The 25,554-nt window shown below is 55.6% G+C and carries 22 protein-coding genes; 10 read left to right on the forward strand and 12 right to left on the reverse strand.

From position 1 onward, the window contains the following. Positions 1–25: 25 nt before the first annotated feature. Positions 26–967, reverse strand: coding sequence for a CysB family HTH-type transcriptional regulator (locus KGFNPO_RS09270; RefSeq protein ID WP_472631017.1), 942 nt, complete (start codon positions 965–967; stop codon positions 26–28). A gap of 227 nt (positions 968–1,194) precedes the next feature. On the opposite strand from KGFNPO_RS09270, the gene KGFNPO_RS09275 reads away from it, so the two are divergent. The 7 genes from KGFNPO_RS09275 to cobA all read left to right on the forward strand — a co-directional run bounded on the left by KGFNPO_RS09275 (position 1,195) and on the right by cobA (position 8,107). Beyond that, entirely contained in the window at positions 1,195–1,968 is a 774-nt protein-coding gene (locus tag KGFNPO_RS09275) for a sulfite exporter TauE/SafE family protein (protein WP_472631018.1), read from the forward strand. A 50-nt stretch (positions 1,969–2,018) separates the two neighbouring features. Beyond that, on the forward strand, positions 2,019–3,713 hold the full coding sequence (locus KGFNPO_RS09280) for a nitrite/sulfite reductase (protein WP_472631019.1): 1,695 nt from the start codon (positions 2,019–2,021) through the stop codon (positions 3,711–3,713). Further along, a complete protein-coding gene (locus tag KGFNPO_RS09285; protein WP_472631020.1) occupies positions 3,706–4,239 on the forward strand; it encodes a DUF934 domain-containing protein in 534 nt (177 codons plus the stop codon). The genes KGFNPO_RS09280 and KGFNPO_RS09285 overlap by 8 nt, the downstream gene beginning before the upstream one ends. Further along, complete coding sequence (locus KGFNPO_RS09290) at positions 4,236–4,997, forward strand: phosphoadenylyl-sulfate reductase (RefSeq protein ID WP_472631021.1); 762 nt, start codon at positions 4,236–4,238, stop codon at positions 4,995–4,997. The genes KGFNPO_RS09285 and KGFNPO_RS09290 overlap by 4 nt, the downstream gene beginning before the upstream one ends. A 16-nt stretch (positions 4,998–5,013) precedes the next feature. Continuing rightward, the gene (gene cysD / locus KGFNPO_RS09295; RefSeq protein ID WP_472631022.1) at positions 5,014–5,949 is read left to right on the forward strand and encodes a sulfate adenylyltransferase subunit CysD; all 936 of its coding nucleotides are present in this window, start codon (positions 5,014–5,016) and stop codon (positions 5,947–5,949) included. Beyond that, positions 5,949–7,271 carry a sulfate adenylyltransferase subunit 1 gene (locus tag KGFNPO_RS09300; protein ID WP_472631023.1) on the forward strand — a complete coding sequence of 441 codons (1,323 nt, stop codon included), beginning with the start codon at positions 5,949–5,951 and terminating at the stop codon, positions 7,269–7,271. The genes cysD and KGFNPO_RS09300 overlap by 1 nt, the downstream gene beginning before the upstream one ends. A gap of 128 nt (positions 7,272–7,399) precedes the next feature. Then, positions 7,400–8,107 (forward strand): uroporphyrinogen-III C-methyltransferase, encoded by a 708-nt coding sequence (gene cobA / locus KGFNPO_RS09305; RefSeq protein ID WP_472631024.1) that lies wholly within the window; start codon positions 7,400–7,402, stop codon positions 8,105–8,107. A gap of 300 nt (positions 8,108–8,407) precedes the next feature. Here cobA and KGFNPO_RS09310 read toward each other — a convergent pair whose 3' ends face one another. The 3 genes from KGFNPO_RS09310 to lptF are packed head-to-tail and all read right to left on the reverse strand — an operon-like array spanning position 8,408 to position 11,048. Further along, the gene (locus KGFNPO_RS09310) at positions 8,408–8,788 is read right to left on the reverse strand and encodes a sirohydrochlorin chelatase (RefSeq protein WP_472631025.1); all 381 of its coding nucleotides are present in this window, start codon (positions 8,786–8,788) and stop codon (positions 8,408–8,410) included. After that, on the reverse strand, positions 8,788–9,921 hold the full coding sequence (gene lptG / locus KGFNPO_RS09315) for an LPS export ABC transporter permease LptG (protein WP_472631026.1): 1,134 nt from the start codon (positions 9,919–9,921) through the stop codon (positions 8,788–8,790). Before lptG ends, KGFNPO_RS09310 begins: the two co-directional genes overlap by 1 nt. Beyond that, positions 9,918–11,048 carry an LPS export ABC transporter permease LptF gene (gene lptF, locus KGFNPO_RS09320; RefSeq protein WP_472631027.1) on the reverse strand — a complete coding sequence of 377 codons (1,131 nt, stop codon included), beginning with the start codon at positions 11,046–11,048 and terminating at the stop codon, positions 9,918–9,920. Before lptF ends, lptG begins: the two co-directional genes overlap by 4 nt. A gap of 46 nt (positions 11,049–11,094) precedes the next feature. Here lptF and KGFNPO_RS09325 point away from each other — a divergent pair, with 46 nt between their 5' ends. Together KGFNPO_RS09325 and xth are read left to right on the forward strand one after the other, a co-directional pair. After that, on the forward strand, positions 11,095–12,597 hold the full coding sequence (locus KGFNPO_RS09325) for a leucyl aminopeptidase (RefSeq protein WP_472631028.1): 1,503 nt from the start codon (positions 11,095–11,097) through the stop codon (positions 12,595–12,597). Positions 12,598–12,764: 167 nt separating this feature from the next. Beyond that, complete coding sequence (gene xth, locus KGFNPO_RS09330; RefSeq protein ID WP_472631029.1) at positions 12,765–13,529, forward strand: exodeoxyribonuclease III; 765 nt, start codon at positions 12,765–12,767, stop codon at positions 13,527–13,529. A 130-nt stretch (positions 13,530–13,659) separates the two neighbouring features. Here the strand turns inward: xth and KGFNPO_RS09335 are convergent, their stop codons facing one another. Continuing rightward, positions 13,660–15,519, reverse strand: coding sequence for a sensor domain-containing diguanylate cyclase (locus tag KGFNPO_RS09335; RefSeq protein WP_472631030.1), 1,860 nt, complete (start codon positions 15,517–15,519; stop codon positions 13,660–13,662). A gap of 334 nt (positions 15,520–15,853) precedes the next feature. Further along, positions 15,854–16,441, reverse strand: coding sequence for an isochorismatase family protein (locus tag KGFNPO_RS09340; protein ID WP_472631031.1), 588 nt, complete (start codon positions 16,439–16,441; stop codon positions 15,854–15,856). 68 nt (positions 16,442–16,509) lie between these two features. Here KGFNPO_RS09340 and KGFNPO_RS09345 point away from each other — a divergent pair, with 68 nt between their 5' ends. Then, positions 16,510–16,785 carry a hypothetical protein gene (locus KGFNPO_RS09345; RefSeq protein WP_472631032.1) on the forward strand — a complete coding sequence of 92 codons (276 nt, stop codon included), beginning with the start codon at positions 16,510–16,512 and terminating at the stop codon, positions 16,783–16,785. 33 nt (positions 16,786–16,818) lie between these two features. Here the strand turns inward: KGFNPO_RS09345 and KGFNPO_RS09350 are convergent, their stop codons facing one another. The 6 genes from KGFNPO_RS09350 to prpB form a co-directional block, all read right to left on the reverse strand. Then, the gene (locus KGFNPO_RS09350; protein WP_472631033.1) at positions 16,819–18,708 is read right to left on the reverse strand and encodes a propionate--CoA ligase; all 1,890 of its coding nucleotides are present in this window, start codon (positions 18,706–18,708) and stop codon (positions 16,819–16,821) included. 234 nt (positions 18,709–18,942) lie between these two features. Next, the gene (prpF, locus tag KGFNPO_RS09355) at positions 18,943–20,133 is read right to left on the reverse strand and encodes a 2-methylaconitate cis-trans isomerase PrpF (RefSeq protein ID WP_472631034.1); all 1,191 of its coding nucleotides are present in this window, start codon (positions 20,131–20,133) and stop codon (positions 18,943–18,945) included. Between the two features lie 121 nt (positions 20,134–20,254). Next, positions 20,255–22,849: a Fe/S-dependent 2-methylisocitrate dehydratase AcnD gene (gene acnD, locus KGFNPO_RS09360; protein ID WP_472631035.1), complete on the reverse strand. Its 2,595-nt coding sequence runs from the start codon at positions 22,847–22,849 to the stop codon at positions 20,255–20,257. A 106-nt stretch (positions 22,850–22,955) separates the two neighbouring features. Next, positions 22,956–23,348 (reverse strand): hypothetical protein, encoded by a 393-nt coding sequence (locus KGFNPO_RS09365; protein ID WP_472631036.1) that lies wholly within the window; start codon positions 23,346–23,348, stop codon positions 22,956–22,958. Between the two features lie 37 nt (positions 23,349–23,385). Beyond that, positions 23,386–24,537: a bifunctional 2-methylcitrate synthase/citrate synthase gene (gene prpC, locus KGFNPO_RS09370; protein ID WP_472631037.1), complete on the reverse strand. Its 1,152-nt coding sequence runs from the start codon at positions 24,535–24,537 to the stop codon at positions 23,386–23,388. 83 nt (positions 24,538–24,620) lie between these two features. Further along, positions 24,621–25,508, reverse strand: a complete 888-nt coding sequence (gene prpB / locus KGFNPO_RS09375) for a methylisocitrate lyase (RefSeq protein WP_472631038.1) — start codon at positions 25,506–25,508, stop codon at positions 24,621–24,623. Positions 25,509–25,554 lie beyond the last annotated feature (46 nt).

Here is a 25,554-nt window from a genome sequence, read left to right on the forward strand (position 1 = left end):
CAAACGTTATTTCCTGGTAATAATTTCATAATTCGTAACTTTCTTTTTCGCCGCTCATCGCGCGCTCAATCAGTTTGCGGTTGAGTGTCGGCGTGAGCAATTCGATAAAGGTATAGACATAACTGCGCAGATAAGCGCCTTTTTTGACTGCCACGCGTGAGACATTCATGCCGAACAGGTGGCCGACCGGGATCGCTTGCAGGTTTTTATCGCGCTCGGCATCATAAGCCATGCCGGCGATGATGCCTACGCCCATGCCGAGCTCGACATAGGTCTTGATGACGTCGGCATCGATCGCTTCCAGCAGTACATCGGGCTTTAAGCCACGCAAGGCGAACGCATGATCGATCTTGTTGCGGCCGGAAAAGGCGCTGTCATAGGAAATCAGCGGATAGGTGGCGATCTCTTCGAGCGTAATCGGCTTCGATTTCAGCAGCGGATGATCCATGGGCACCACCACGATATGCTCCCACTGGTGACACGGAAACGAGAGCAAACCCTCGATACTGGCAATCGCTTCGGTGGCGATCACGATGTCGGCCTGATCTTTCAGTACCATCTCGACTACTTGCTTTGGGTTTCCTTGCAGCAAGCATAAACGCACTTTCGGATATTTGTGGGTAAACGCCTGCACCACTTTTGGCAACATGTAGCGGGCCTGGGCATGCGTGGTGGCGATGGTAAAGCTGCCGCTGTCTTGCGCCGCAAACTCTTTACCGATGCGTTTCAAGCTATCGATTTCCTGCAGGATCAGCTCGACCGACTTCAACACTTCGTGCCCCGGCTCGGTCAGGCCGCGAACCCGCTTGCCGTGGCGGGTAAAAATATCCACCCCCAGTTCTTCTTCCAGTTCGATGATCGCTTTCGACACACCCGGCTGTGAAGTAAACAGCGCCTTGGCAGCTTCGGTCAAATTGAAATTTTGTCGGACGGCTTCACGCACGAAGCGCAATTGATGGAGATTCATGGATTTTCCCAGGTCATTTACCTGATTTTATTGCTATAAAGAATTTTTTTTAGGACCGATGATGGTGCTCGCAATCCGGCAAACATAACGCAAAACAACGCAGCATCAGTAAGTTCTCATGAACAATCGGCATCACATACCGCATAACCATATAAGCAAATAAATACTTTGTAGTTTGGAATGTGGCCGTGGTTTATTACTATTGCCTTCATTATACGCGGGGTGTTATGACTATTTCTTATGTAGCTTCTGGTTTTGCGGTGGGTTTATTGGTCGGTCTGACAGGTGTCGGGGGCGGCTCATTAATGACGCCTTTGCTCACCTTACTGTTCGGCATCAACCCGACCGTTGCGGTCGGCACCGATTTGGCTTTCGCTGCCATCACTAAATCTGCCGGCACTTTCACCCATCGCTTGCGCGGCACGGTAAACTGGGCGGTTGTCAAACGCCTGTGCATCGGTGCATTGCCGGCCGCAATTATTACCACGCTGATCCTGAAATATTTTGGCGGCTTGACCGACAGCATGGGCCAGATCATTCGTTACTCGATCGCCGGCTCGGTAATGCTGACCGTCGTCGCGCTACTCTTCAAGAGCCGCATGATTACGTGGTTAAATGCCCATCCCGAAAAGCAGTTGCATGGATCAAAACTGACTGGAGCGACCATCTTCGCCGGTGCCGTGCTCGGCACTCTGGTGACGGTGTCATCGATCGGCGCCGGCGCCATCGGTGCAACTTTGCTGGTCATGCTGTATCCAAAAATGAGCGCCGCCGAAGTCGTCGGCACCGATATCGCCTATGCTGTGCCGCTCACAGCCATCGCAGCTTTCGGCCACTGGTGGCTGGGCTCGATCCACTGGGTTCTGCTCGGCACTTTGTTGCTGGGCTCGGTGCCAGGCATCATGCTGGGCTCGTGGGCGGCCCGTGCAGTACCGGAGAGATTCCTGCGTGGCTTGCTGGCAACCACACTGACCGGCGTGGCGTTAAAACTGGTGCTCTGAATCCGTACTCAGAATGTGTACTCGCAAAACAGATTTTTTAAGGAACGCAGATGTATAAATACGACCACTACGATCACCAACTGGTGAAAGAACGCATCGCGCAATTCCGCGATCAGGTGCGGCGACGCCTGTGCGACGAACTCACGGAAGAAGAGTTTCTCCCTTTGCGTCTGCAAAATGGCCTGTACATGCAGCGCCATGCCTATATGTTCCGCATCGCCATTCCGTACGGCCTGCTGTCATCGACCAAAATGCGCAAACTGGCATTCGTTGCGCGCAAATATGATCGTGGCTATGGCCATTTCACAACCCGCCAAAACATTCAGTACAACTGGATCAATATCGAAGACACTCCCGACATTCTGGAACATCTGGCCAGCGTCGAGATCAATTCGATCCAGACTTCCGGCAATTGCATTCGCAATATCACTTCCGATGAATATGCCGGCGTTGCGGCCGATGAAATCATCGATCCGCGCCCGTTTGCGGAAATTCTGCGCCAATGGAGCACCTTTCATCCGGAATTTGCCTATCTGCCGCGCAAGTTCAAATTCGCCCTGAACGGTGCGCTGGAAGACCGTGCGGCGATCGCAGTGCATGACATTGGCCTCAATGTAATACGCAGCGCTGACGGAGAAGTCGGCTTCCAGGTCATGGTCGGCGGCGGCATGGGCCGCACTCCGATCCTGGGTTCGGTAATTCGCGAATTCCTGCCGTGGCAGCACGTCATGTCGTATCTGGAAGCGATTCTGCGCATCTATAACGAATACGGCCGGCGCGACAACAAATTCAAAGCGCGCATCAAGATTCTGGTCAAGACGCTCGGCGCGGAAGAATTTGGCCGTATGGTCGAAGAAGAATGGAGCCTCATCAAAGATGGCCCCAGCACTCTGACCGAGGAAGAGCTGAACCGCGTTACCGCCTTCTTCACGCCGCCCGACTACGAAACTTTGCCGGCCGCCGATGCTGCCCTGGAACAGCACAAGTCCGAAAATAAGCCGTTCTCCAACTGGATGAAGCGCAACGTCAAACCGCACAAAGTTGCCGGCTACAACGCGGTCCTGCTGTCGCTGAAAAATCCGGCGGTGGCGCCGGGTGACGTCAGCGCCGATCAGATGGATTTCATCGCAGATATGGCGGACCGTTACAGCTTCGGCGAACTGCGCGTCACGCATGAGCAAAATCTGGTGCTGGCCGATGTGCGCAATACCGACCTGTTTGCATTCTGGAAAGAAGCTAAGGCGCATGGTTTGGCAACCCCGAATATTGGTCTGCTGACCGATCTTATCTGCTGCCCGGGCGGTGATTTCTGCTCGCTGGCGAATGCCAAATCAATCCCGATTGCGCTCGACATCACGCGCCGTTTCAACAATCTCGATTATCTGCACGACATCGGCGATATCGAACTCAATATATCCGGTTGCATCAACGCTTGCGGCCATCACCATGTCGGCAACATCGGCATTCTTGGAGTCGATAAGGATGGCAGCGAGTGGTATCAAGTCTCGATCGGTGGAGCCCAGGGCAATAACGCCACCCTCGGCAAGGTTCTCGGACCCTCTTTTTCTGCCCATCAGATGCCGGAAGTAATCGACCGCATCATTCAGGTGTACATGCGCGAACGCATCGAACACGAACGCTTCATCGACACCGTGCAGCGTCTGGGCATTACGCCATTCAAGGAATTTGTGTACGCCACGCCGATTAAAATCGAACAAGCAGCAGGAGAAGACGCATATGCCTAACCCGACCACACGCATCATCAAAAACAAGGCGATTGTCAGCGACGACTGGGGCGTTTTGCGTCTGACTGAAGACCAAAGCGCCGAGACCGTCAGCGTGACGGAAGGCCGTGTCATCGTGCCGCTACCAGTCTGGCAAGCACAAAAAGACGTTCTGAAAAATCGCCCTGAGCTGGGAGTCTGGTTTGCCAGCGACGAGCGGCCCGAGGCATTGCAGGGCGAAGTCGATCAGTTCAGCGTGATCGCGGTGGATTTCCCGAAATTCACCGATGGCCGGGGTTACTCGATTGCCTACAATCTGCGTGCCCGCCTCGGTTATAGCGGCGAATTGCGCGCCATTGGCGACGTCTTGCGCGACCAACTGTTTTACATGCAGCGCGTTGGCTTTGACGCGTTCGCACCCCGCGCCGACCGCAGCATTGAAGATGCGCTCAAGGGATTGTTTGATTTTTCAGAAAAATACCAAACTTCGTGGGATGAAAAATCACCGCTGTTTCGCCGCGCCCAACGCAGCGGAGCCGCGGTATGAGCAACGACGTGAGCAACGACGTGAGCAACGACGTAGACAATGACAATTATGACGCACTGGTTTTGGCTACCAAAGCGACACTAAGCCGCATCGCCAGCGACTTCACGCCAGCCGTGTTCGCCTCCAGTCTGGCGGCCGAAGACATGGTGCTGACCGATCTGATCCTGCGTGCCGCGCTACCGATTGGCATCTTCACGCTGGAGACCGGCCGTCTGCACGCCGAAACCCTGAACGTGATTGATCGGATCAAGGAAACCTACGGCTACGATGTGGCGCTGTATCGGCCCGAACCTGCGGCAGTGGACGCCTATGTGCAACAGAAAGGCTTGAATGCGTTCTATGAAAGCATCGACTTGCGCAAGGAATGCTGCCACATCCGCAAGATCGAACCACTAGGTCGCGCGCTGACAGGCAACAAGGCTTGGGTCACCGGTCAACGACGCAGCCAATCAAGCACCCGTGCGGCGCTAGACGTGCAAGAACAAGACAGCGCCCACGGCATGACCAAGTTCAATCCGCTAGCCGACTGGTCGGAAGAAGACGTTTGGCACTACATTCGCAGCAACAACGTGCCTTACAATGCGCTGCACGACAAAGGCTATCCGTCGATCGGCTGCGAACCTTGCACCCGCGCCATTCAACCCGGTGAAGATGTACGCGCCGGACGCTGGTGGTGGGAAAACCCCGACACCAAAGAATGCGGCCTGCACGTCGTCGATGGCAAACTCATTCGTATTAAACCTGTAGCGGCACAATAATCGGCATAAAAAAATCATGAATAATGCAGTTGAAAAACACTTTATAGATGCCGCCAGCAATCGCCATCTGGATTGGCTGGAATCCGAAGCGATCCACATCATGCGCGAAGTGGCGGCAGAATGTGCAAATCCGGCATTGCTGTTCTCGGGCGGCAAGGATTCCGTAGTACTGACGCGTATTGCCGAAAAAGCCTTCCGTCCCGGCAAATTTCCATTCCCACTGGTACACATCGACACCGGCCACAACTTTGCCGAAGTGATCGAATTTCGCGACCGCCGTGTCGCCGAAATGGGCGAACGTTTGATCGTGCGCTCGGTCGAGGGTTCGATGGAGCGCGGCACAGTGCGCTTGCGTAATCCGGCAACCGATTCGCGCAATGCGGCACAAGCGGTGACCCTGCTGGAAACCATCGCAGAATTCAAGTTCGATGCCTGCATCGGTGGCGCCCGCCGTGATGAAGAAAAAGCCCGCGCTAAAGAACGCATTTTTTCCTTCCGCGACGAATTCGGCCAATGGGACCCGAAAGCGCAACGCCCGGAACTCTGGGACCTGTACAACACCCGCGTCCATCCGGGCGAAAACATGCGCGTGTTCCCGATTTCCAACTGGACCGAACTCGATATCTGGCAATACATCGAGCGCGAAAAACTGGAACTGCCGTCGATCTACTTCGCCCATCAGCGCCAGGTGATCCCGCGCAACGGCTTGCTGGTGCCGCTAACCGATCTGACACCCGTCAAAGAAGGCGAGACTGTCGAGACGCAGCTCGTGCGTTTCCGCACCGTCGGCGATATCTCTTGCACTTGCCCAGTCGCCTCCGACGCCGCGACCGTCGCGGCGATTATTGCCGAGACCGCCATTACCCAAATTACCGAGCGCGGCGCAACCCGCATGGATGACCAAACATCCGAAGCCTCCATGGAAAAACGCAAGAAAGCAGGTTATTTCTGATGAACGCAATCGTTTCTGAATCCGTACTGAGCGAATCGAAAAAAGAACGCGGCCTGCTGCGTTTCATCACCGCAGGTTCCGTCGATGATGGCAAGAGCACGCTGATTGGACGTCTGCTGTTTGACAGCAAAGGCATCTTCGCCGATCAACTCGACGCCATGTCACGCGCCAAGCACAAACGCACCGTGGGCGACACGATTGATTTGTCATTGCTAACCGACGGTCTGGAAGCCGAACGCGAACAAGGCATCACGATTGACGTTGCTTACCGCTATTTCGCCACCCCCAAGCGCAAGTTCATCATCGCCGACACCCCGGGCCATGAGCAATACACGCGCAACATGGTGACCGGTGCATCGACCGCCGATGCGGTGATTATTTTGGTGGATGTTTCCAAAGTGAAGCTCGGTGATGACGGCAGTGTTGAATTGCTGATCCAGACCAAACGCCATTCGACCATCGCCCACTTGCTGCAAATCGAGCACGTGATCGTCGCCGTCAATAAGATGGATTTGGTCAATTATGATCAAACTGTCTATGACCGCATCGTGGCCGCCTATCAGGAATTCGCGCAGCAACTCGGACTGAAAGACATCCATCCGATCCCGCTGTCCGCTCTGACCGGCGACAACGTGGTGACTGCCGGCGACAAGATGCCGTGGTACCAAGGCCCGACGCTGATCGAATTACTGGAATCTCTGAGCGTCTACGACGAATCGCACGATGAACCGTTGCGCTTCCCGGTGCAACTGGTGGCGCGCCATAACGGCCATGAAGCCAATGATTTCCGTGGTTACATGGGACGCATCGAAGCCGGCATGGTGCGCAAGGGCGACAAACTGGTAGTGCAACCCAGCGGCCAGAGCGCCACGGTGAAAGATATTTTGACGCTGGAAGGTTCGCTGGAATCCGCCGTAGTGGGCCAATCCGTCACCATCCTGCTCGACGAATATCTGGACATCTCGCGCGGCGACATGCTGGCATCCGCAGAACGCCCGGCGACCCTGCTCAAGACGGTGAATGCCGATGTCTGCTGGCTGTCGGAAGAACCGCTCGACTTGCGTCGCAAGTACTGGCTCAAGCACACCACCAAACAGGTTGCTGCCAAGATCACGAAAATAGAGACGCTGCTGGACATCAACACCCAGCAAAAACGCGTTTCCGATAGCGTCAAGCTCAACGACATCGCCCGCGTCAGCATCAATGTGCAGCAAGCACTGGCCGCCGATGCCTACGATGCGATCCGCACCACCGGCGCCTTCATCCTGATTGACGAAGTCACGCATCAGACCGTTGCCGCAGGGATGATCAGACTCGATTGAAGTAGGGGCGGGTTCCAAACCCGCCTTTTTGCAACCATACGCAACCATAGTACGAGGGCGGGTTTGGAACCCGCCCCTACCAGCCCAACACGCACTTTTTCCACAAACCTGCTGAAAGCAAAAGCAACATGACGATACCGGCAGGAAAAGTCGTTCTGATCGGTGCCGGACCAGGCGCTGCAGATCTGATTACAGTACGCGGCGCCCGCATTCTGGCGCAAGCCGAGGTGGTGCTGCACGACGCACTGGTCACAGAAGAAATGCTGGCGCTGTGCCCGCAGGCAATCAAGATCCCGGTGGGCAAGCGTTCCGGCCTGCGCTCCACCGCGCAACCATTCATCAATGAACAATTGGTGGATTGCGCCAGGCGTTATAGCCTGGTGGTGCGCTTGAAAGGCGGCGACCCGATGCTGTTCGGACGCGCCGACGAAGAGCTGCAGGCACTTGAAGCTGCAGGCATTGCGGTTGAGATCGTGCCCGGCATCACCACCGCATTTGCCGCCGCAGCGGCCTCCCAACAGCCACTCACCAAACGCGGCATTGCCCGCAGCGTGGCTTTTTTCACCTCCAGCGCGGCACCGAACCATCCCGAGCAAACCACCCTGCCCGATTGCGATACGTTGGTGCAATACATGGGTGGGCGCGAAGCCGCCGCCACCGCGCAAAAGCTGCTGTCGTTGGGGCGCAGCGGCAGCACACCCGTCATCGTGGTCGAAAACTGCAGCCGCGAGAATCAGAAAATCATGCGCCTATGCCTGGCGGATTTGGCGCATGGGTTACCTGGCATGGTCGGCCCGGTGCTGGTGATGATAGGACAGGCGATGGCACAGCGTTAAATTGAATAGAAAAAAATACACACTAATGTATTTTTCATGAGTGCAATGAAACAATGCGGGAATGGCATTGTTTTAATGCATACCCCACATATTTATTAAATAACACAACTGTTCAGTTAGCATGTAAATCAAGCTCGCAGTGTTGCGATTTTGTAGGAGCGCACCTGGGCGCGATCAGCGGTAGCGATGCGCAATCCAGTCGCGCCCGGGTGCGCTCCTACAGAAACATACTTCGGTTTCACAATCTCCCTTAGGAACTGAACAGTTACTAAGCCACTGCACTTCGGCAGTCATCGGCATTCAAACCAAATCCATAGCGCCCAGACAATACTGTGCCATAGCCTGCAACACCGACGCATCTTCGCCGACCGCATCCACCTGCTTCAACTGTAAGCCCGGATACTGTTCGCGCAGCCCGGCCATGAGCAGCGGCAAATCGCGCAACACATGGCCGCCCTGCCCCAAAAATACCGGAACGATGGTGATGTCGCCGCATTGCGCCTGCACCAGTTGTGCTACCGCAGTAGGCAAATCAGGCTGAATAAATTCAAGATAGGCGTTGCAGACCATAATGTCCGGCTGTGCTTGCTGCGTGATCTGTTGCAGTTTCTGGAACGGCGCCGCCCAGCGCGGATCGCGGGCGCCATGTGCGAACAAGACCAATGCGCGTTGTGGCTTCATCAATGTCTTTCAACCCACCATAATGCACTCAGCGCCGCCAGCAGAAACAGCGCGCTCGGCAATGCCGCAGTTGCGAACGCGGGCCATGTGTTTAACAATCCCAGATGCGAAAACAGGCTGTTGATCAACTGAAAACTCACGCCTATCATGATCCCGGCAAAAATCTTCAGACTAACGCCGCCTGAGCGGAAATGCAGATAGGCAAACGGCAAGGCCATCGCCATCATCACCAGGATCGCAAACGGATAAATGGCTTTCTTCCAGAAGGCGATTTCATAACGCTCGGTACCTTGCTTGTTATCTTCCAGGTGTTTGGTATACGCGGCAAGATCGATCGCCGACATGCGGTCCGGGTCCGCGAACAGTACCGACAGGATTTCCGGCGTGATTTCGGACGCCATGTCCTGACTCGGCAGTTTTTCGATCGCGACCCGGCTCGCCGCATTATCTTCAAATCCCACAGCCGGGAAGCGGGTTGACGCAACATTTTTCAAGCGCCAGATGTGCGCACCGACATATTCGGCGCTTTCGGCCAAAATCAGCGCAGTCATGTGAAACTCGAGATCAAGTTCATAGATTTTTACGCCGCGCAACTGACCGTCGGTACGCAGTTCGCTGACATTGAGAAAGCGCGAACCGATCGGGTCGCCGCCGATGCCGTCCGACCGGATCACATCCTTGGTCCATAAGCCGGTCCGAAATCCTTGCGACAGCGACGAACCTTGAACCCGCAACTTCAGTGCCTCGGCCAACCGGGTGCTGGCCGGCACCACAAATTCACCCATCAGGAAAGTCAGCAGCACCAGAATCAGACCGATCCTGGCCAACATCCAGCCCGCCATGACGGTCGACATGCTGGCGGCCCGCATGATAGTGAATTCGGATCGCGAGGCAAATTGCGCCAGCACATAAATAGTCCCGATCAGCGCCGCAATCGGCATCAGTTCGTAAGCGTAGCCCGGCAAACTCAGCAATACATACAGGAATGCGTGCTGCAACCGGTAACCGCCCTGTCCTATCGACTGCAACTCGGCGATCAGATCAAAAAACGCAAATAGCGCCAGGAAAGCGATCAGGACGAACAGTACCGAACGCAGTATCTCGACAGTAAAATAACGCTGCAGGACTTTCATTGCGCGGCCCTTCCAGCGCTATTGGCATGCTTGCATCTGGACCAGATCACCAAAGGATGGAAACGGCTATTCACGTTCAGGCGCCAGGAAAACAGCGCGGCAATAAGAAGCACCGCCATCAAGTGGATCGGCCACCACGCCATGCCGAACGGCAATTTGTTTTGCACTACCAAGGCCTGAAAGAAGCTCACCATATTGCTATAAGTAACAAACAGCAACAGGGCGATGATCAGATTGGCCGAGCGGCCGGCGCGGGGATTGACGAAACTCAGCGGAACCGCCAGCAACATCAATAAAACGCCCATCATCGGCAGCGAAATACGCCACAGCACTTCTCCCATGTTATAGACGCTACGGTCGGCCAGCAGCGCGTTTATCGGTAACGAGCGTGCAGTCTTGTCGCCCACCACGGCTTGCGTGTTCGCTGTCACCAGTACGCTGTAACGCTCAAACTCCATCAGCCGGAAATCCGGCGCACTCGGTATGCCTTCATAACGCCGGCCTTTGCGCATTACCAGAAATTTGTCGCCGCGCTCATCAATCTCAATCGTACCTTCCTTAGCGACCACGACGCTGTTGCGACCGTCCTTGATGGTGTTGACGAAGACATTCTGTACGTGGCTGAGGTCGCCGGACAAGCCTTCCACAAAAAATATACGGTTGGCCGATGCGGATTCCTGAAATTTGCCCGGCGAAACCCGCGAGATATCCTCGCGTTTCTCGAAACGCTCCCGGAACTCTGCGCTCTGGCTGTTGGCCCATGGCGTGACCATGAAGCTCAGGAGCGCCGTTAACAGGATGATGGGAACGCCGAAACCCAGTATCGGCCTGATCCAGCGCGTCAGGCTTAGGCCGGATGCGAACCAGACCACCATTTCGGAATCCTGGTACCAGCGACTGACGACCAGTTGCACCGAAATAAATCCGGTCAGGATCAGGATTATCGGCAGGTAATTCAATGCCGAAAACCCGATCAACTGCACCACATCGGTAGATGCAACCCTGCCGCCGGCAGCCTGGCCCAGGACGCGAATCAACATCACGGTGATGGTGATGGTAAAAAGTGTCGTGAAAACGGCGCCTGCAGTACTCACCAATTCGCGTTGAAGCGCACGCTGAAAGATCATTCGAAGACTATAATTAAAAGTTGATCAAAGGACTGAGGAATTAGCCGTGGACTTTAGCATAAAAACAATCGACACAAAGAACACTCTCGACAGTGCCAAAACCGGCTGCATCGCAGTTGGCGTGTATGAAAACAGCAAACTGACGCAAGCGGCACAGGCACTTGACCAAAAGGGCGCCATCAGCGCTGCAATGCAATCCGGCGACATCAGCGGCAAGGCCGGTTCCACCTTGCTGTTGCGCACCCTCGATGGCGTGAGCGCAGCCAGAGTGTTACTAGTCGGCCTGGGCCTTGATGAAACCGTCAGCGACAAGAATTTCACCCAAGCGGCACAAGCAACCGCGCGCGCATTCGCCACCCTGGGCGCTGGCGATGCGCTGATCGCCTTGCCACTGGCCGCGGTTAAAGACCGTGATGTCGCCTGGACGATTCGCTGCATAACGCTGGCGGTGCGTGAAAACGCCTATCGTTGCGATAGTCAGAAGAGCAAACCAGAAGCAGCCCAAGGCGGCGTCAAGAAAATTGCCTTTGCCATCGACGCCACTGCTGCAACTGAAGCAAAGCAAGCATTAGCCCAGAGTTTGGCTCTGGCCAATGGCATCGACCTGACCAAGGATCTTGGCAATCTGCCGGCCAACGTCTGCACCCCAACTTATCTGGCAAACACTGCTAAAGAACTCGCCAAGGATTACAAATTCGGCATCGAAGTACTCGACCACAAGCAATTGCAGGCGCTCAAGATGGGCAGCTTCCTGTCGGTCACCAACGGCAGCGAAGAGCCGCCAAAATTCATCGTCCTCAAGCACATGGGCGGCAAGGCGAAGGATGCGCCTACGGTGCTGGTGGGCAAAGGCATCACTTTCGATACGGGCGGCATTTCGCTCAAGCCCGGCCTCGGCATGGATGAGATGAAGTACGACATGTGCGGTGCAGCATCGGTGCTTGGCACTTTCCGCGCAATCGGTGAAATGCACTTGAAACTCAACGTCATCGGCATCATTCCGACCTGTGAAAACATGCCATCGGGCCGCGCCACCAAACCGGGCGACATCGTGACCTCGATGTCCGGACTAACCATCGAAGTCTTGAATACCGATGCCGAAGGCCGCCTGGTATTGTGCGATGCGCTGACCTACGCCGAGCGCTTCAAACCGGCTGCAGTGGTCGACATCGCGACACTGACCGGAGCCTGCATCACAGCGCTGGGCCATCATAATTCCGGACTTTTCACCCGTCACGACGCCGCGCACGACGCTCTTGCCGACGAATTGCTGGCCGCCGGCCGCGCCACCGGCGACACCGTCTGGCGCATGCCGATCGAAGACAGTTATCAGGAACAACTGAAGTCGAATTTTGCCGACATCGCCAATATCGGCGGCTCGGCAGCAGGCAGCATTACTGCGGCCTGCTTCCTGGAGCGCTTCACCAAGCAATACACCTGGGCCCATCTGGATATCGCCGGCACCGCATGGAAATCCGGAGCAGCCAAAGGCGCAACCGGACGTCCGGTATCGCTGCTAACTGCTTTTCTGATCAACCGGGCACAATAGAACGTGCGCGAAATAATTTGCGTATTTGTTCCGTGTCTGGCGGGCGCGCTGCGGCGTTGCTCGTCGTCGTCATAGCGCGCTATGACTCCTCCTCACGCCTTGCATCGCATCCCGCCGGACACGTCCAAATCCGCAACTTATTTCTTACACGTTACTAAGCCGCCTGCATGAAACTTGCCACTTGGAATGTAAACTCGCTTAAAGTCCGCCTGCCGCAAGTGCTGCAATGGCTTGCCGCTAACCCGGTCGATATATTGTGTCTGCAAGAAACCAAGCTCACTGACGATAAATTCCCGGTGGCAGAAATCGAGGCGGCCGGCTATCAGGTCGCGTTTAGCGGCCAGAAAACTTATAACGGCGTCGCCATCCTGTCGCGCCACCCGATCACCGATGTGGTCAAGAACAATCCGCTCTTTGCCGACCAACAGCAGCGCATCATCGCCGCTACCATTGAAGGCAACCGCATTGTCTGCGCCTACATCCCGAACGGGCAATCGGTCGATTCGGATAAATACCGCTACAAACTGGAATGGCTGGAGGCCTTGCGCAACTGGCTGCAACAGGAGCATCAGGCCCATCCGAATCTGGCACTGCTGGGCGACTACAATATCGCGCCGGAAGATGCCGACGTATATGATCCGGTCGCATGGGAAGGTGCAATCCTGTGCTCGGATGCAGAACGCGCCGCCTTCGACCGTTTGCTTAATCTCGGGCTGAAAGACGCTTTTCGTCTATTTAAACAGGAGCCGAAATCGTATAGCTGGTGGGATTACCGGCAACTGGGATTCCGCCTCAACAAGGGCATGCGCATCGACCATATTCTGCTAAGTGAAGCACTGGTGCAGCGCTGCAGCGCCTGCATCATCGACCGGGTTCCGCGCAAATGGGAGCAACCGTCGGATCACACGCCGGTAATTGCGACGCTGGAATGACTGTTGCTACTATCGCGCGAAGTTGCCAGGTTGGCGCTGTTCCGCCGGGAATGAAATAGCGTGAACTGATGGTACCGCCGGGTCTTCGATCCGAAACCGTCGCTCAAAATAGTCTGATCGGGCGTGAATACTACTCACCGGCAATTTCAATCCGGTTACGACCACTTTCCTTGGCACGGTATAGCGCCATGTCGCAGCGAGAAAGAGATGCGTCAGAGCTGGCATCGGTCACATTCATGACAGCAATACCGATACTCACTGTTACCAAGATTGTCTTATTGTCCACAACAAGAGGCGTTTCAGCTATCTGTTTTTGCACTCGTTTTGCGAAGATATTTGCCTCAGCGATACCCACACCGGACAAAATAATTGCAAATTCTTCGCCTCCTACCCGGCCCACAGTATCGTTCTTGCGCAGCGCATCACGCAGGATGTTTGCAAAATGCTTGAGCACCAGGTCACCTGTCGCATGACCGTAGCTGTCGTTGATTATTTTAAAATGATCAAGATCACACATCAGAACTGCGGTACACGTGGCGGCAATGCTCTGAATTCGAGCCAGTTCTTCTTCCATTCGCGCCATGAAATAGCGCCGGTTGGGTAATTGGGTCAGGAAATCCATTGTGGCGAACTCCTGCAATTCAATCTCTATGCGCTTGCGTTCGGTAACGTCGGTGACAAAACCATGCCACAGTGTGCTGCCGTCCTGCAATCGACGCGGCCGCGCCTCCCCATTCCGCCAACGCAGACCTTGCCTGGGCAATATGACGCGGTATTCAAGATGCCAAGGCGTCAGGCTGGCGGCGGATGTATCGAGCGAAGCACGATAATTTGCGAAGTCATCCGGATGAATGATTTCATGTATGAGAGAGACATTATCGGTCACCTGTTCTGGCGTGAGCTCGTAAATATCCCTGATGCCGTCGCTGACATAAGAGAAAAACGCATCTCCATTCGGCAATAAGCGATGTTGATATACCAGACCTGGAATTTCATTTGTCAGACAGGTTATCAAGTCGACGCTCTGCTGCAGACTGTCGGACAACGCCCGCATGGCCGATATATCCGTCGTCGTGCCTATCATGCGAAGCGGTTTGCCTTCGATGTTGCGGCTGACAACCTTGCCGCGACTCGATATCCATTTGTAGCCGCCATCCTTGCAGCGGATTCTGTGTTCCACCGCATAGCTTTCTGATTTTTGATCAAAATGTGCCTGGATTGCCGCTTGTACAAAAGCCAGGTCATCGGGATGCACACGCGTATAACTTTCTTCGATCCGATTGGTGAGTTCTGAATCCGTGTAACCTAGAATCGCTTTCCAGCCAGCTGAATAATGAATCTCGCCAGTTGCGATATTCCGATCCCAAATTCCGGTTCCGCTTCCTTCGACTGCCAGCGCGATTCTCGTTTCGCTCTCGCGCAAAGCATTCTCGGCCTTTTTTATCCTGGCTTGGTCGATATTGCGCTCAATGGCAATCGATGCCAGAGCGATGACATCGACAATCGATTGTCGATGCTGGTCGCTGGCCCGCCCGGGCTTTTGTGAATAGGCGATGAAAATTCCAAGCACGCAGTTTGTGGCAGAGCGGATCAGGGTCGCCGAGCATGGATTCAATCCATGTTGCAGGGCCAAGTCGCGAAAACCGGGCCAGAATCGGCTTGCTTCGATAAATTCGGCGCCAATTCTGGCATCCGTTGCAAGCTGACGCGCCCATACTCCAGCGTCAGTAGCCATGCCATCCATTGCGCGAAGGTAGTCCTGATGCAGGCTGGGCGCGGCACCCAAATGCAGGCGATTGCCATCCTCAGCCAGCAGGAAAATAGCGCCCAATATGTCGGGATTTTGATCTTCAATGCCGCTCACAATACAGCGCAGCGTCTGGGCCAGAGGAGCACCCCGTGCGAGGTGCGCTAACGTCAAATTGTTCGCTGCCAGCGATCTCTGATGCAAATTAAAATCCGCGCTGTTGCGGGATATGTCCAACGCCATTATGTGGTCAACATCAGTTCGCATATGTGGCTCTGTGGTCGCGGCAATGCTTAACAATTAATACTTAACAATTAATACATAACGATTATTTAAGACAACAGGAGAGCCATCACGACATGCGCATTAACAGTCATTAGTGCCATACGACGCCAGCAAGAACAGCATTGATGCTCGCTGCCCGGCTTATTATTGCACTAAAACATTTTTATGATGCAACACTGACCGAAGACCACGACATCGTTTATCGCGAAGCCGTGATGCCGGATGAACTGGCGTCACCGTGAGTGAGCATGCTGCCGACGCCGGGTTAAAACCGGGGCCGGCGCATTAAAATTTACTTGATGAGTCGGGACAAGTCCCGAAACTGTGGGTGTTTGGCGTCGCGCAGCCACTCGAAAAGCACCATTTCTGTGGTGACCAGCCCAATGCCGGCAGCACGCATGCGCTCTAATGCGGTGTGCTTGCTGATCGCGCTGCGCGAACCTACCGCATCGACCACCAGCCGCACATCGAAACCTTGCGCATGCAACTGCAAGGCAGTTTGCAGCACGCAGACATGCGCTTCGCAACCGCTGATCAGCAGGGTCGGCGCGCTGCATGGAGCCAAGCGCTGCAGCGCCTCCAAAAAGGCTGGCGTGCCGCAAGCGCCAAATGTGGTTTTTTCAATGCTCTCGCAACACATGGCGGCAATCCCGGGCGCAGTGTGGCCCAGTCCGATCGGATACTGCTCGGTCGCCAGTGCCGGAATCGCCAGCAGTTGTGCCGACTGCGCCAGTATCAGCGCATTGCGCAGCACAGCCCCGCCATCCGCGATCGCCGGCATCAGCCGCTGCTGAAAATCGATTACCAGCAGCAGGCTGCTGGCTGCATTGATCAAACCGGCATCGCGGGTTGGTTCAACAACAGAATTGGTGGACGTCATCGAATATTATCCTCAGTCATTCAAAGAGAAGCATTGTCCACCAAAGACACGAAAAGCACGAACAAGCCTTGCAACACGATGCATTTCTTGAAAAACAAGGAGTATCGTCGTTTTCATGGCATTCACCGCATATTTTTATTGCTTCTTTAAAAATACTCATAGATAACACTGGCTTTGCAAATTATTCGGCCAGCGCTGTTGGGCTTCGCTGCGCTCAGCACCAACCTACCGGGTATTTTCATTCTTCGCAGGTTTTATATGCGGTAAATGGCATGTTATTTGGCATACTCTATGTATGTGCGATTAAATGGCATCATGCTGCAGATGCCACCCTTTTTTCGTGACTTTCGTGCTTTTCGTGGACATTGTTACTTCAATCAACTACCGAGCGCGCCCTCGATCTGATTGAGCGAAGTCGGGTCTTCAATCGAAGACATATCGCCCGGGTCGCGCCCTTCGCAGATGGCCTGGATCGAACGTCGCAACAGTTTGCCGGAGCGCGTCTTCGGCAGCTGGGCAATGAAATACACGCGGGCCGGACGGGCCACCGCACCTAACTGGCGATCGACCACGCCCATGATTTCCTTTTCAAGCACTTGCTGCGCCTGCGCTGTGTTGGCTGCTGCGGGATTTTTCAGGATCACGAAGGCAACGGCAACCTGCCCCTTGAGCTTGTCTTCGACACCGACCACGGCGACTTCCGACACATTGGCATGACTGGAAATGCTTTCTTCGATTTCTCGCGTGCCGAGCCGATGGCCGGCGACGTTGATTACGTCGTCGGTGCGGCCGAGGATGAAGTAATAACCCTCTGCATCGCGAATGCCCCAGTCGAAGGTCGAATACACATGTTTGCCATTCAAAACGCTCCAGTAGGTGCTGACGTAACGCTCGTCGTCGCCGTACACAGTCTGCATGCAGCCTGGCGGCAGCGGGCCTTCGATCATGACCACGCCTTTTTCATTGGCGCCGCATTCTTCGCCGGTCAATTCATTGAACAGCTTGACGTTAAATCCCGGAATCGGAACGCCAGGGCTGCCGAGCTTGGTCGGCATGTCTTCCAAGCCTTTGGCGACCGACAGGATCGGCCAGCCAGTTTCAGTCTGCCAGTAATTATCGATAATAGGCACGCCCAGAGCGTCCGAAATCCAGGCCGAGGTAGTTTCGTCCAGCGGCTCGCCGGCCAGATACAGCGCCTTAAGCGAAGACAGATCGTATTTCTGCATGAATTCTTGCGGCTGCTTCTTTAGCACCCGCACCGCAGTCGGAGCCGAGAACATCCGCGTAACCTGGTATTTCTCGACGATGCTCCACCAGATGCCGGCATCCGGCAAGGTTGGCAAGCCTTCATACATGATGGTGGCCATGCCGGCGATTAGCGGGCCATAAACGATATACGAGTGGCCGACCACCCAGCCGATATCGGAAGTGGCAAAGTAAGTCTCGCCCGGATTGCCGCAGAAAATATGCCGCATCGAAGAAGCCAGAGCGACCGCGTAACCGCCGACATCGCGTTGCACGCCCTTGGGCTTGCCGGTAGTGCCGGAGGTATACAGAATGTAGGATGGATCATTCGAGTCCAGCCAGGTCACTGGCACCTGCGAATCCAGGTGTTGCGCGCGCAGCGCTGCGTAATCGACATCGCGCCCTTCCACCAGTTTCATAGGGGCCAGGTTGCGGTTGACCAGCAGCACCTTGCCCGGCTTGTGGGTTGAAAGCGCAATCGCTTCATCCAGCAAGGGCTTGTAAGGAATCGGCTTGCCGCCACGGGAACCGGCGTCTGCAGACACGATCAGCTTCGGCTGCGCATCTTCGATCCGTGTGGCCAGACTATGGGCCGCAAAGCCGCCGAACACGACCGAATGAATGGCGCCGATGCGGGCACAGGCCAGCATGGCAAAAGCGGCTTCGGCGATCATCGGCATGTAAATCAACACACGGTCGCCCTTGCCCACACCCAGCGTTTGCATGATGGCAGCCATGCGGCTGACTTCAGCTTGCAATTCCTTGAAGGAATAGACTTTCTCGGTTCCGGTTTCGGTCGAAATCGCGATCAGCGCGGCTTTCTCGCCCTGGGTGGCGACCCAGCGATCGACGGCGTTGTGGCACAGATTGGTCTTGCCGCCAACAAACCATTGGGTGAATGGCGGTTTTGAATAATCGAGCACTTCCGAGTACGGTTGCTGCCAGTCGATCAGCTTGGCTTCGCCGTCCCAGAATGCTTGCGGTTGTTCAATCGAATTTTTATAAATATTTGCGAAATTCATGTCTTCTCCGAGTCTCCAAGCGCTTGCGAACCAAGCGATATTAAGAAAATAATATTAATGTCAACAGCTTACTGTTCACTTACCACAAGTAGCAGTGATAAAAAAGGCGTAAAGACAATCTGCCTGTACGCCTTTTCGTTACCCGGTCTACGAAGATCAGATCAACGTATTCATGCTCCGGGCGCTTGGCAGACTTCATGTCTAGAGAGACACGGAAGTCGGCAGCATTGTTCCTCAGAATGCATCGCCGGGCACACGTACCCAGCCGTCCATCAGCACCCGGGCGCTGCGGCTCATGATGGCCTTTGTCACAGTCCATTCATTGTTGACCTGACTGGCTTCCGCACCCACTCGCAAGGTGCCTGAGGGATGACCGAAACGCACCGCTTCTCGCAAACTGCCGCCAGCGGCAAGGTTCACCAGCGTGCCCGGTATCGCTGCGGCGGCACCGATGGCAACGGCTGCGGTGCCCATCATGGCGTGATGCAGTTTGCCCATGGACATTGCGCGCACCAGCAGGTCGACGTCACTGGCAGCGACGCGTTTGCCACTGGAGGAGACGTAATCGGCAGGTTTGGCGACAAAGGCTACCTTCGGCGTGTGCTGGCGATTAGCAGCTTCATCAATGTACTTGATGAGGCCCATGCGCACTGCGCCATGCGCACGAATGGCCTCAAACTTGGCCAATGCCTTGGCATCGCTATTGATGGCGTCTTGCAACTCTGTGCCGGTGTAACCGATGGCGTCCGCGTTCACGAAGATGGTCGGGATGCCTGCATTGATCATGGTGACTTTCAGCGTGCCAATGCCCGGCACCTCTAGATCGTCAATCAGGTTGCCGGTTGGGAACATGGAACCGCCCGCGCCTTCTTCATCGGCGGCCGGGTCCATGAATTCGAGCTGCACTTCAGCGGCGGGGAAGGTAACGCCATCCAGCTCGAAGTCGCCGGTTTCCTGTACGGCACCGTCTGTGATGGGCACGTGCGCGATGATGGTCTTGGCGATATTCGCCTGCCAGATACGCACGATTGCCATACCGTTGTGCGGGATGCGGCTGGCTTCGACCAGTCCGCTGCTGATGGCAAATGAGCCCACGGCGGCGGAGAGATTGCCGCAGTTGCCGCTCCAGTCAACAAATGCCTTGTCGATCGACACTTGGCCGAACAAATAATCGACGTCGTGCTCAAGCTTGCTGCTCTTGGACAGAATGACGGTCTTGCTGGTGCTTGAGGTCGCTCCACCCATGCCATCAGTCTGCTTGCCGTAAGGGTCCGGGCTACCGATGACACGCAGCAGCAGCGCATCGCGCGCCGCGCCGGGGACCTGTGCGGCTGCAGGTAAGTCCTGTAGGCGAAAGAACACGCCTTTGCTAGTACCGCCACGCATGTAAGTGGCGGGAATCTTGATCTGGGGTACGTGGGTCATGAATGTTTACTCGTTATTCCTTATGGCGGAAGGCGCTTCGCTTTTCCGCCCTACAGGGGTACAGAGGAATCGTTGCACGTAGGGCGGAAAAGCAAAGCGCTTTCCGCCGCACGACAGTTTCTTAAGCAGCCTTGGACGATTCGAGGAAGTCCTGTGCAAAGCGCTGCAACACGCCTCCTGCATCGTAGATCGCCACTTCTTCTGCCGTATCCAGGCGACAGATCACTGGCACATCAACGCGCTCACCGTTCTTGCGATTGATCACGAGCGTCAGCGTTGCACCGGGTTTATGGTCACCGATGACGTCGAAAGTTTCGCTGCCGTCGATGTTCAAGGTCAGGCGGTTCACACCCGGTTTGAATTCGAGTGGCAGCACGCCCATACCTACCAGGTTGGTGCGGTGAATGCGCTCAAATCCTTCGGCCGCGATAGCTTCCACACCGGCCAGACGCACACCCTTGGCAGCCCAGTCACGCGAGGAGCCCTGACCGTAATCTGCACCGGCAATGATGATCAATGGCTGCTTGCGCTCCATGTAGGTTTCGATGGCTTCCCACATGCGGGTGACCTTGCCTTCCGGCTCGATGCGAGTCAGCGAACCTGCTTTCAGCTTGCCTTCCACCACCACCATTTCGTTCTTCAGAGTGGGATTGGCAAAAGTAGCGCGCTGCGCGGTCAAGTGATCGCCACGGTGGGTCGCGTAGGAGTTGAAGTCCTCCTCTGGCAAGCCCATTTTCGCCAGGTACTCTCCGGCAGCGCTGTTGAGCATGATGGCATTGGACGGAGACATGTGGTCGGTCGTGATGTTGTCACCCAGCACTGCCAGCGGACGCATGCCCTTGAGCGTACGTTCTCCGGCCAGCGCGCCTTCCCAGTAAGGCGGACGGCGGATGTAGGTGGTCTGCGGACGCCATTCGTACAGCGGACTGACCTTCTCGCCATCGTCTTGCTGCTTGGCGAACATCGGGATATACACCTTGCGGAACTGCTCCGGCTTCACGCTGGAAGCGACGATGGCGTCGATTTCTTCATCAGACGGCCAGATGTCTTTCAAGGTCACCGGTTTGCCATCGGTGTCGATACCCAAGACGTCTTTCTCGATGTCGAAACGAATGGTGCCGGCAATGGCGTAGGCCACCACCAAGGGCGGCGAAGCCAGAAAGGCTTGCTTGGCGTACGGGTGGATGCGACCGTCGAAGTTGCGGTTGCCGGACAGCACGGCGGTGGCGAACAGGTCGCGCTCCACCACTTCTTTCTGGATCACAGGATCGAGCGCGCCGGACATGCCGTTGCAAGAGGTGCAGGCGAAGCCCACGACGCCAAAGCCCAGTTGCTCCAGTTCCGGCAGCAGTTTGGCTTCTTCCAGATACAGCTGAACCGTCTTGGACCCCGGTGCCAGCGAAGTTTTTACCCACGGCTTGCGGGTTAAGCCACGGGCATTGGCGTTGCGGGCAATCAGGCCGGCGGCAATCATGTTGCGCGGGTTATTGGTGTTGGTGCAACTGGTAATGGCGGCGATGATCACGGCGCCGTCCGGCATCAGCCCCGGCTCGTTCTCGACCTTGCCGCTGATGCCGCGCGCAGCCAGTTCGGAAGTCGGCACGCGGTTGTGCGGGTTGCTTGGCCCTGCAATGTTGCGCACTACAGAAGACAGGTCGAATTTGAGTACACGTTCGTACTCGGCGTTCTTCAGGCTGTCCGCCCAGAGGCCGGTTTCCTTGGCATAGATTTCCACCAGCTTGACCAGCGCATCGTCACGACCGGTGAGCTTCAGGTATTTGATGGTCTGCTCGTCGATGTAGAACATCGCCGCGGTGGCGCCAAACTCTGGCGTCATGTTGGAGATGGTCGCACGGTCGCCCAGCGTCAGGTGGGAAGCGCCTTCACCGTAGAACTCAAGGTAAGAGGACACGACCTTTTGCTTGCGCAGGAATTCGGTCAGTGCCAGCACGGTGTCCGTCGCCGTGATGCCCGGCTGAGGCTTGCCGCTCAACTCCACCCCGATGATGTCCGGCAGACGCATCCAGGAGGCGCGGCCCAACATCACGCTTTCAGCTTCCAGCCCACCCACGCCGATGGCGATCACGCCCAGGGCGTCGACCATCGGGGTGTGGCTGTCGGTGCCGACCAGGGTATCCGGAAAGGCGACGCCGTCTTTTACCTGCACAACCGGACTCATGCGTTCAAGGTTAATTTGATGCAAGATGCCGTTGCCCGGAGGGATCACATCGACGTTCTTGAACGCTTTTTTGGTCCAGTCGATGAAGTCAAAACGGTCTTCATTACGACGGTCTTCGATGGCACGGTTCTTGGTGAACGCATCCGGATCGAAACCGCCGCACTCCACCGCCAGCGAGTGATCCACCACCAGTTGCGTCGGCACAACCGGGTTGACCATGGCGGGGTCACCGCCTTGGGCGGCAATGGCGTCACGCAGGCCGGCGAGGTCGACCAGTGCGGTCTGGCCCAGAATGTCATGACAAATTACACGGGCCGGGAACCATGGGAAGTCCAGGTCGCGCTTGCGCTCGATGAATTGCTTCAGGGAATCGTTCAGTGTGGCCGGGTCACAGCGGCGCACCAGGTTTTCAGCCAGTACGCGTGAGGTGTACGGCAGTTTGTCATAAGCGCCGGGCTGGATCGCGTCGACCGCAGCACGCGTGTCGAAGAAATCTAGCTTGGTGCCCGGTAGGGGCTTGCGGTTTATGGTGTTCACGGATTAGTCCAGAAAGAGTGTAATGATCAGGGGTCAGACTTTACTTACGGTCCTTGGACGGCACGAACTGCAGGTCGTCGTGGCCGACATTCCTGTTCAAAAAAATTTATCGGGTCTTGCATTCATTGGCAAGCTGCTGGCCTGCCTTGGCATTCAAAAGCATGGATTTGGCCGGGATCTGAATCCACACATGGCCGCTGGCCGTATCTTCATAGCGCAGCGCACCGGTGGAGGTTGCGACTGCTTGCAGCGGATACGAGCGTCCCTTCCAAGCTACATTGATCGCGTCCGGATGCTGCAGGTCGGCACTTACGTCGACCTGATTGCCAAGTTCACAGCGAAAATTGCCGGCGATCAAAGCTGTTTTGGCAGGCACCGGTTGCAACATCGGTATTGCAGCCACTGGCGCCGGCTTGGTTTCCGACAGCGGCACCTTGGATGCGCAAGCTGCTAACAAGGCGGCGAAAATCAGGGTGGATGTCAGTCTCAGGGCAATCATAATTTTCTCCAATACCGATACGCGCCGGCCGGATTGGCTAGCGTTCGCCGATTGGTACGAATTTTAAATCGTCTGGACCGACATAGTTGGCGGAAGGACGGATAATTTTGTTATCGATGCGTTGTTCGATAATGTGCGCAGCCCAGCCGGAAGTACGGGCAATCACGAACAACGGTGTAAACATTGCGGTCGGCACCCCCATCATGTGATACGACACAGCCGAGAACCAGTCCAAGTTCGGGAACATTTTTTTGATGTCCCACATCACGGTTTCCAGACGCTCGGCAATGTCGAACATCGCAGTCGAACCGGCTTCCTTGGACAAATTGTGCGCAACTTCCTTGATGACCTTGTTGCGCGGGTCGGACACGGTATACACCGGATGACCGAAACCAATCACGACTTCCTTGTTTTCGACGCGTTTTTTGATGTCCGCTTCGGCTTCGTCCGGATTGTCGTAACGCTTCTGGATTTCTAATGCAACTTCATTCGCGCCGCCGTGTTTTGGGCCGCGCAAGGCGCCGATTCCACCCGTGATGGCGGAGTAAATATCGGAACCGGTGCCGGCGATGACGCGACTGGTGAAAGTAGACGCATTGAATTCATGCTCGGCGTACAGGATCAGCGAAGTGTGCATCGCCTTTTCCCATGCAGCGGACGGTTTCACGCCATGCAGCAAGTGCAGGAAATGGCCACCGATCGACTCGTCGTCGGTTTCAACGTCAATACGTTTGCCATTGGTGCTGAAGTGATACCAGTACAGCAACATGGAACCGAATGACGCCATCAGACGGTCGGCGATGTCGCGCGCGCCTGGGACGTTGTGATCATCTTTTTCTGGCAGAGTGCAGCCGAGTACAGAGATACCGGTGCGCATCACGTCCATCGGGTGCGATGCGGCAGGCAGCGCTTCCAGCGCAGCCTTGACGCTGGCAGGCAAGCCGCGCAAGGATTTCAGCTTGGCTTTGTAGCCCTTGAGTTCGGCTGCGGTAGGCAGTTTGCCGTGTACCAGCAGATAGGCGATTTCTTCGAATTCGCAAGTATCGGCGATATCCAGAATGTCATAGCCACGGTAATGCAGATCGTTGCCGTTCTTGCCGACGGAACACAGTGCGGTGTTGCCTGCAGTGACGCCAGACAAAGCGACGGATTTTTTAGGCTTGAAAGTTGCTAATTGCGGTACGCTCATTTTTTGTTTCCTAACGAGAAAGAATCCTGTTTCAGGTGTGCAGGCTTGCGGCTGCACACCTGAGAATACACTACGGAAATATCTTATTTCTTCTGTGCCGCAAACAACGCGTCCAGATGCTGTTCGAAATCGTGGTAATTGATGCGGTCGTACAGTTCCATACGGGTTTGCATGGTGTCGATCACATTCTTTTGCGAGCCGTCACGGCGGATTGCGGTATATACGTTTTCGGCAGCCTTGTTCATCGCGCGAAAAGCCGACAGCGGGTATAGCACCAGGCTGACATCGGCTGACTTCAACTCTTCCACCGTAAACAACGGCGTAGCGCCGAATTCGGTGATGTTGGCCAGCACCGGCACTTTGACCGCAGCGGCAAACTTCTGGTACATCGCCAGCTCGGTAATCGCTTCCGGAAAGAGCATGTCGGCACCAGCTTCGACGTAAGCGATGGCACGTTCCAGCGCGGACTCCAGCCCTTCGACTGCCAGCGAATCGGTGCGCGCCATGATCACGAAATTCTCGTCGGTACGGGCATCGACTGCAGCCTTGATGCGGTCAACCATTTCCTGCTTGCTGACGATTTCCTTGTTCGGACGGTGGCCGCAGCGCTTGGCGCCGACCTGGTCTTCGATATGCAGCGCGGCAGCACCGAACTTGATCATCGATTTGACGGTGCGCGCAACATTGAACGCGCTGGAACCAAAACCGGTATCCACATCGACTAACAGCGGCAGGTCGCAGACATCGGTAATGCGCCGCACGTCGGTCAACACATCGTCCAGATTGGAAATCCCAAGGTCGGGCAGACCGAGCGAGCCGGCAGCGACACCGCCACCAGAAAGGTAAATCGCCTTGAAACCGGCACGTTTGGCCAGCAGCGCATGGTTGGCGTTAATCGCGCCAATGACTTGCAACGGGGACTCTTCTTGCATCGCCTTGCGGAAGGCGGCTCCTGCGGAATACAAACTCATGTCTTCACCTTATCTGTTGAGAGGTTTCACTGACGCTAACTGCGCA

Source organism: Gelidimonas diazotrophica, assembly GCF_055694025.1.

Coding starts and splice junctions, on each gene's coding strand:
- KGFNPO_RS09270 (WP_472631017.1), bottom strand. CDS start 967: ATGAATCTCCATCAATTGCGCTTCGTGCGTGAAGCCGTCCGACAAAAT.
- KGFNPO_RS09275 (WP_472631018.1), top strand. CDS start 1,195: ATGACTATTTCTTATGTAGCTTCTGGTTTTGCGGTGGGTTTATTGGTC.
- KGFNPO_RS09280 (WP_472631019.1), top strand. CDS start 2,019: ATGTATAAATACGACCACTACGATCACCAACTGGTGAAAGAACGCATC.
- KGFNPO_RS09285 (WP_472631020.1), top strand. CDS start 3,706: ATGCCTAACCCGACCACACGCATCATCAAAAACAAGGCGATTGTCAGC.
- KGFNPO_RS09290 (WP_472631021.1), top strand. CDS start 4,236: ATGAGCAACGACGTGAGCAACGACGTGAGCAACGACGTAGACAATGAC.
- cysD (WP_472631022.1), top strand. CDS start 5,014: ATGAATAATGCAGTTGAAAAACACTTTATAGATGCCGCCAGCAATCGC.
- KGFNPO_RS09300 (WP_472631023.1), top strand. CDS start 5,949: ATGAACGCAATCGTTTCTGAATCCGTACTGAGCGAATCGAAAAAAGAA.
- cobA (WP_472631024.1), top strand. CDS start 7,400: ATGACGATACCGGCAGGAAAAGTCGTTCTGATCGGTGCCGGACCAGGC.
- KGFNPO_RS09310 (WP_472631025.1), bottom strand. CDS start 8,788: ATGAAGCCACAACGCGCATTGGTCTTGTTCGCACATGGCGCCCGCGAT.
- lptG (WP_472631026.1), bottom strand. CDS start 9,921: ATGAAAGTCCTGCAGCGTTATTTTACTGTCGAGATACTGCGTTCGGTA.
- lptF (WP_472631027.1), bottom strand. CDS start 11,048: ATGATCTTTCAGCGTGCGCTTCAACGCGAATTGGTGAGTACTGCAGGC.
- xth (WP_472631029.1), top strand. CDS start 12,765: ATGAAACTTGCCACTTGGAATGTAAACTCGCTTAAAGTCCGCCTGCCG.
- KGFNPO_RS09335 (WP_472631030.1), bottom strand. CDS start 15,519: ATGGCGTTGGACATATCCCGCAACAGCGCGGATTTTAATTTGCATCAG.
- KGFNPO_RS09340 (WP_472631031.1), bottom strand. CDS start 16,441: ATGACGTCCACCAATTCTGTTGTTGAACCAACCCGCGATGCCGGTTTG.
- KGFNPO_RS09350 (WP_472631033.1), bottom strand. CDS start 18,708: ATGAATTTCGCAAATATTTATAAAAATTCGATTGAACAACCGCAAGCA.
- prpF (WP_472631034.1), bottom strand. CDS start 20,133: ATGACCCACGTACCCCAGATCAAGATTCCCGCCACTTACATGCGTGGC.
- KGFNPO_RS09365 (WP_472631036.1), bottom strand. CDS start 23,348: ATGATTGCCCTGAGACTGACATCCACCCTGATTTTCGCCGCCTTGTTA.
- prpC (WP_472631037.1), bottom strand. CDS start 24,537: ATGAGCGTACCGCAATTAGCAACTTTCAAGCCTAAAAAATCCGTCGCT.
- prpB (WP_472631038.1), bottom strand. CDS start 25,508: ATGAGTTTGTATTCCGCAGGAGCCGCCTTCCGCAAGGCGATGCAAGAA.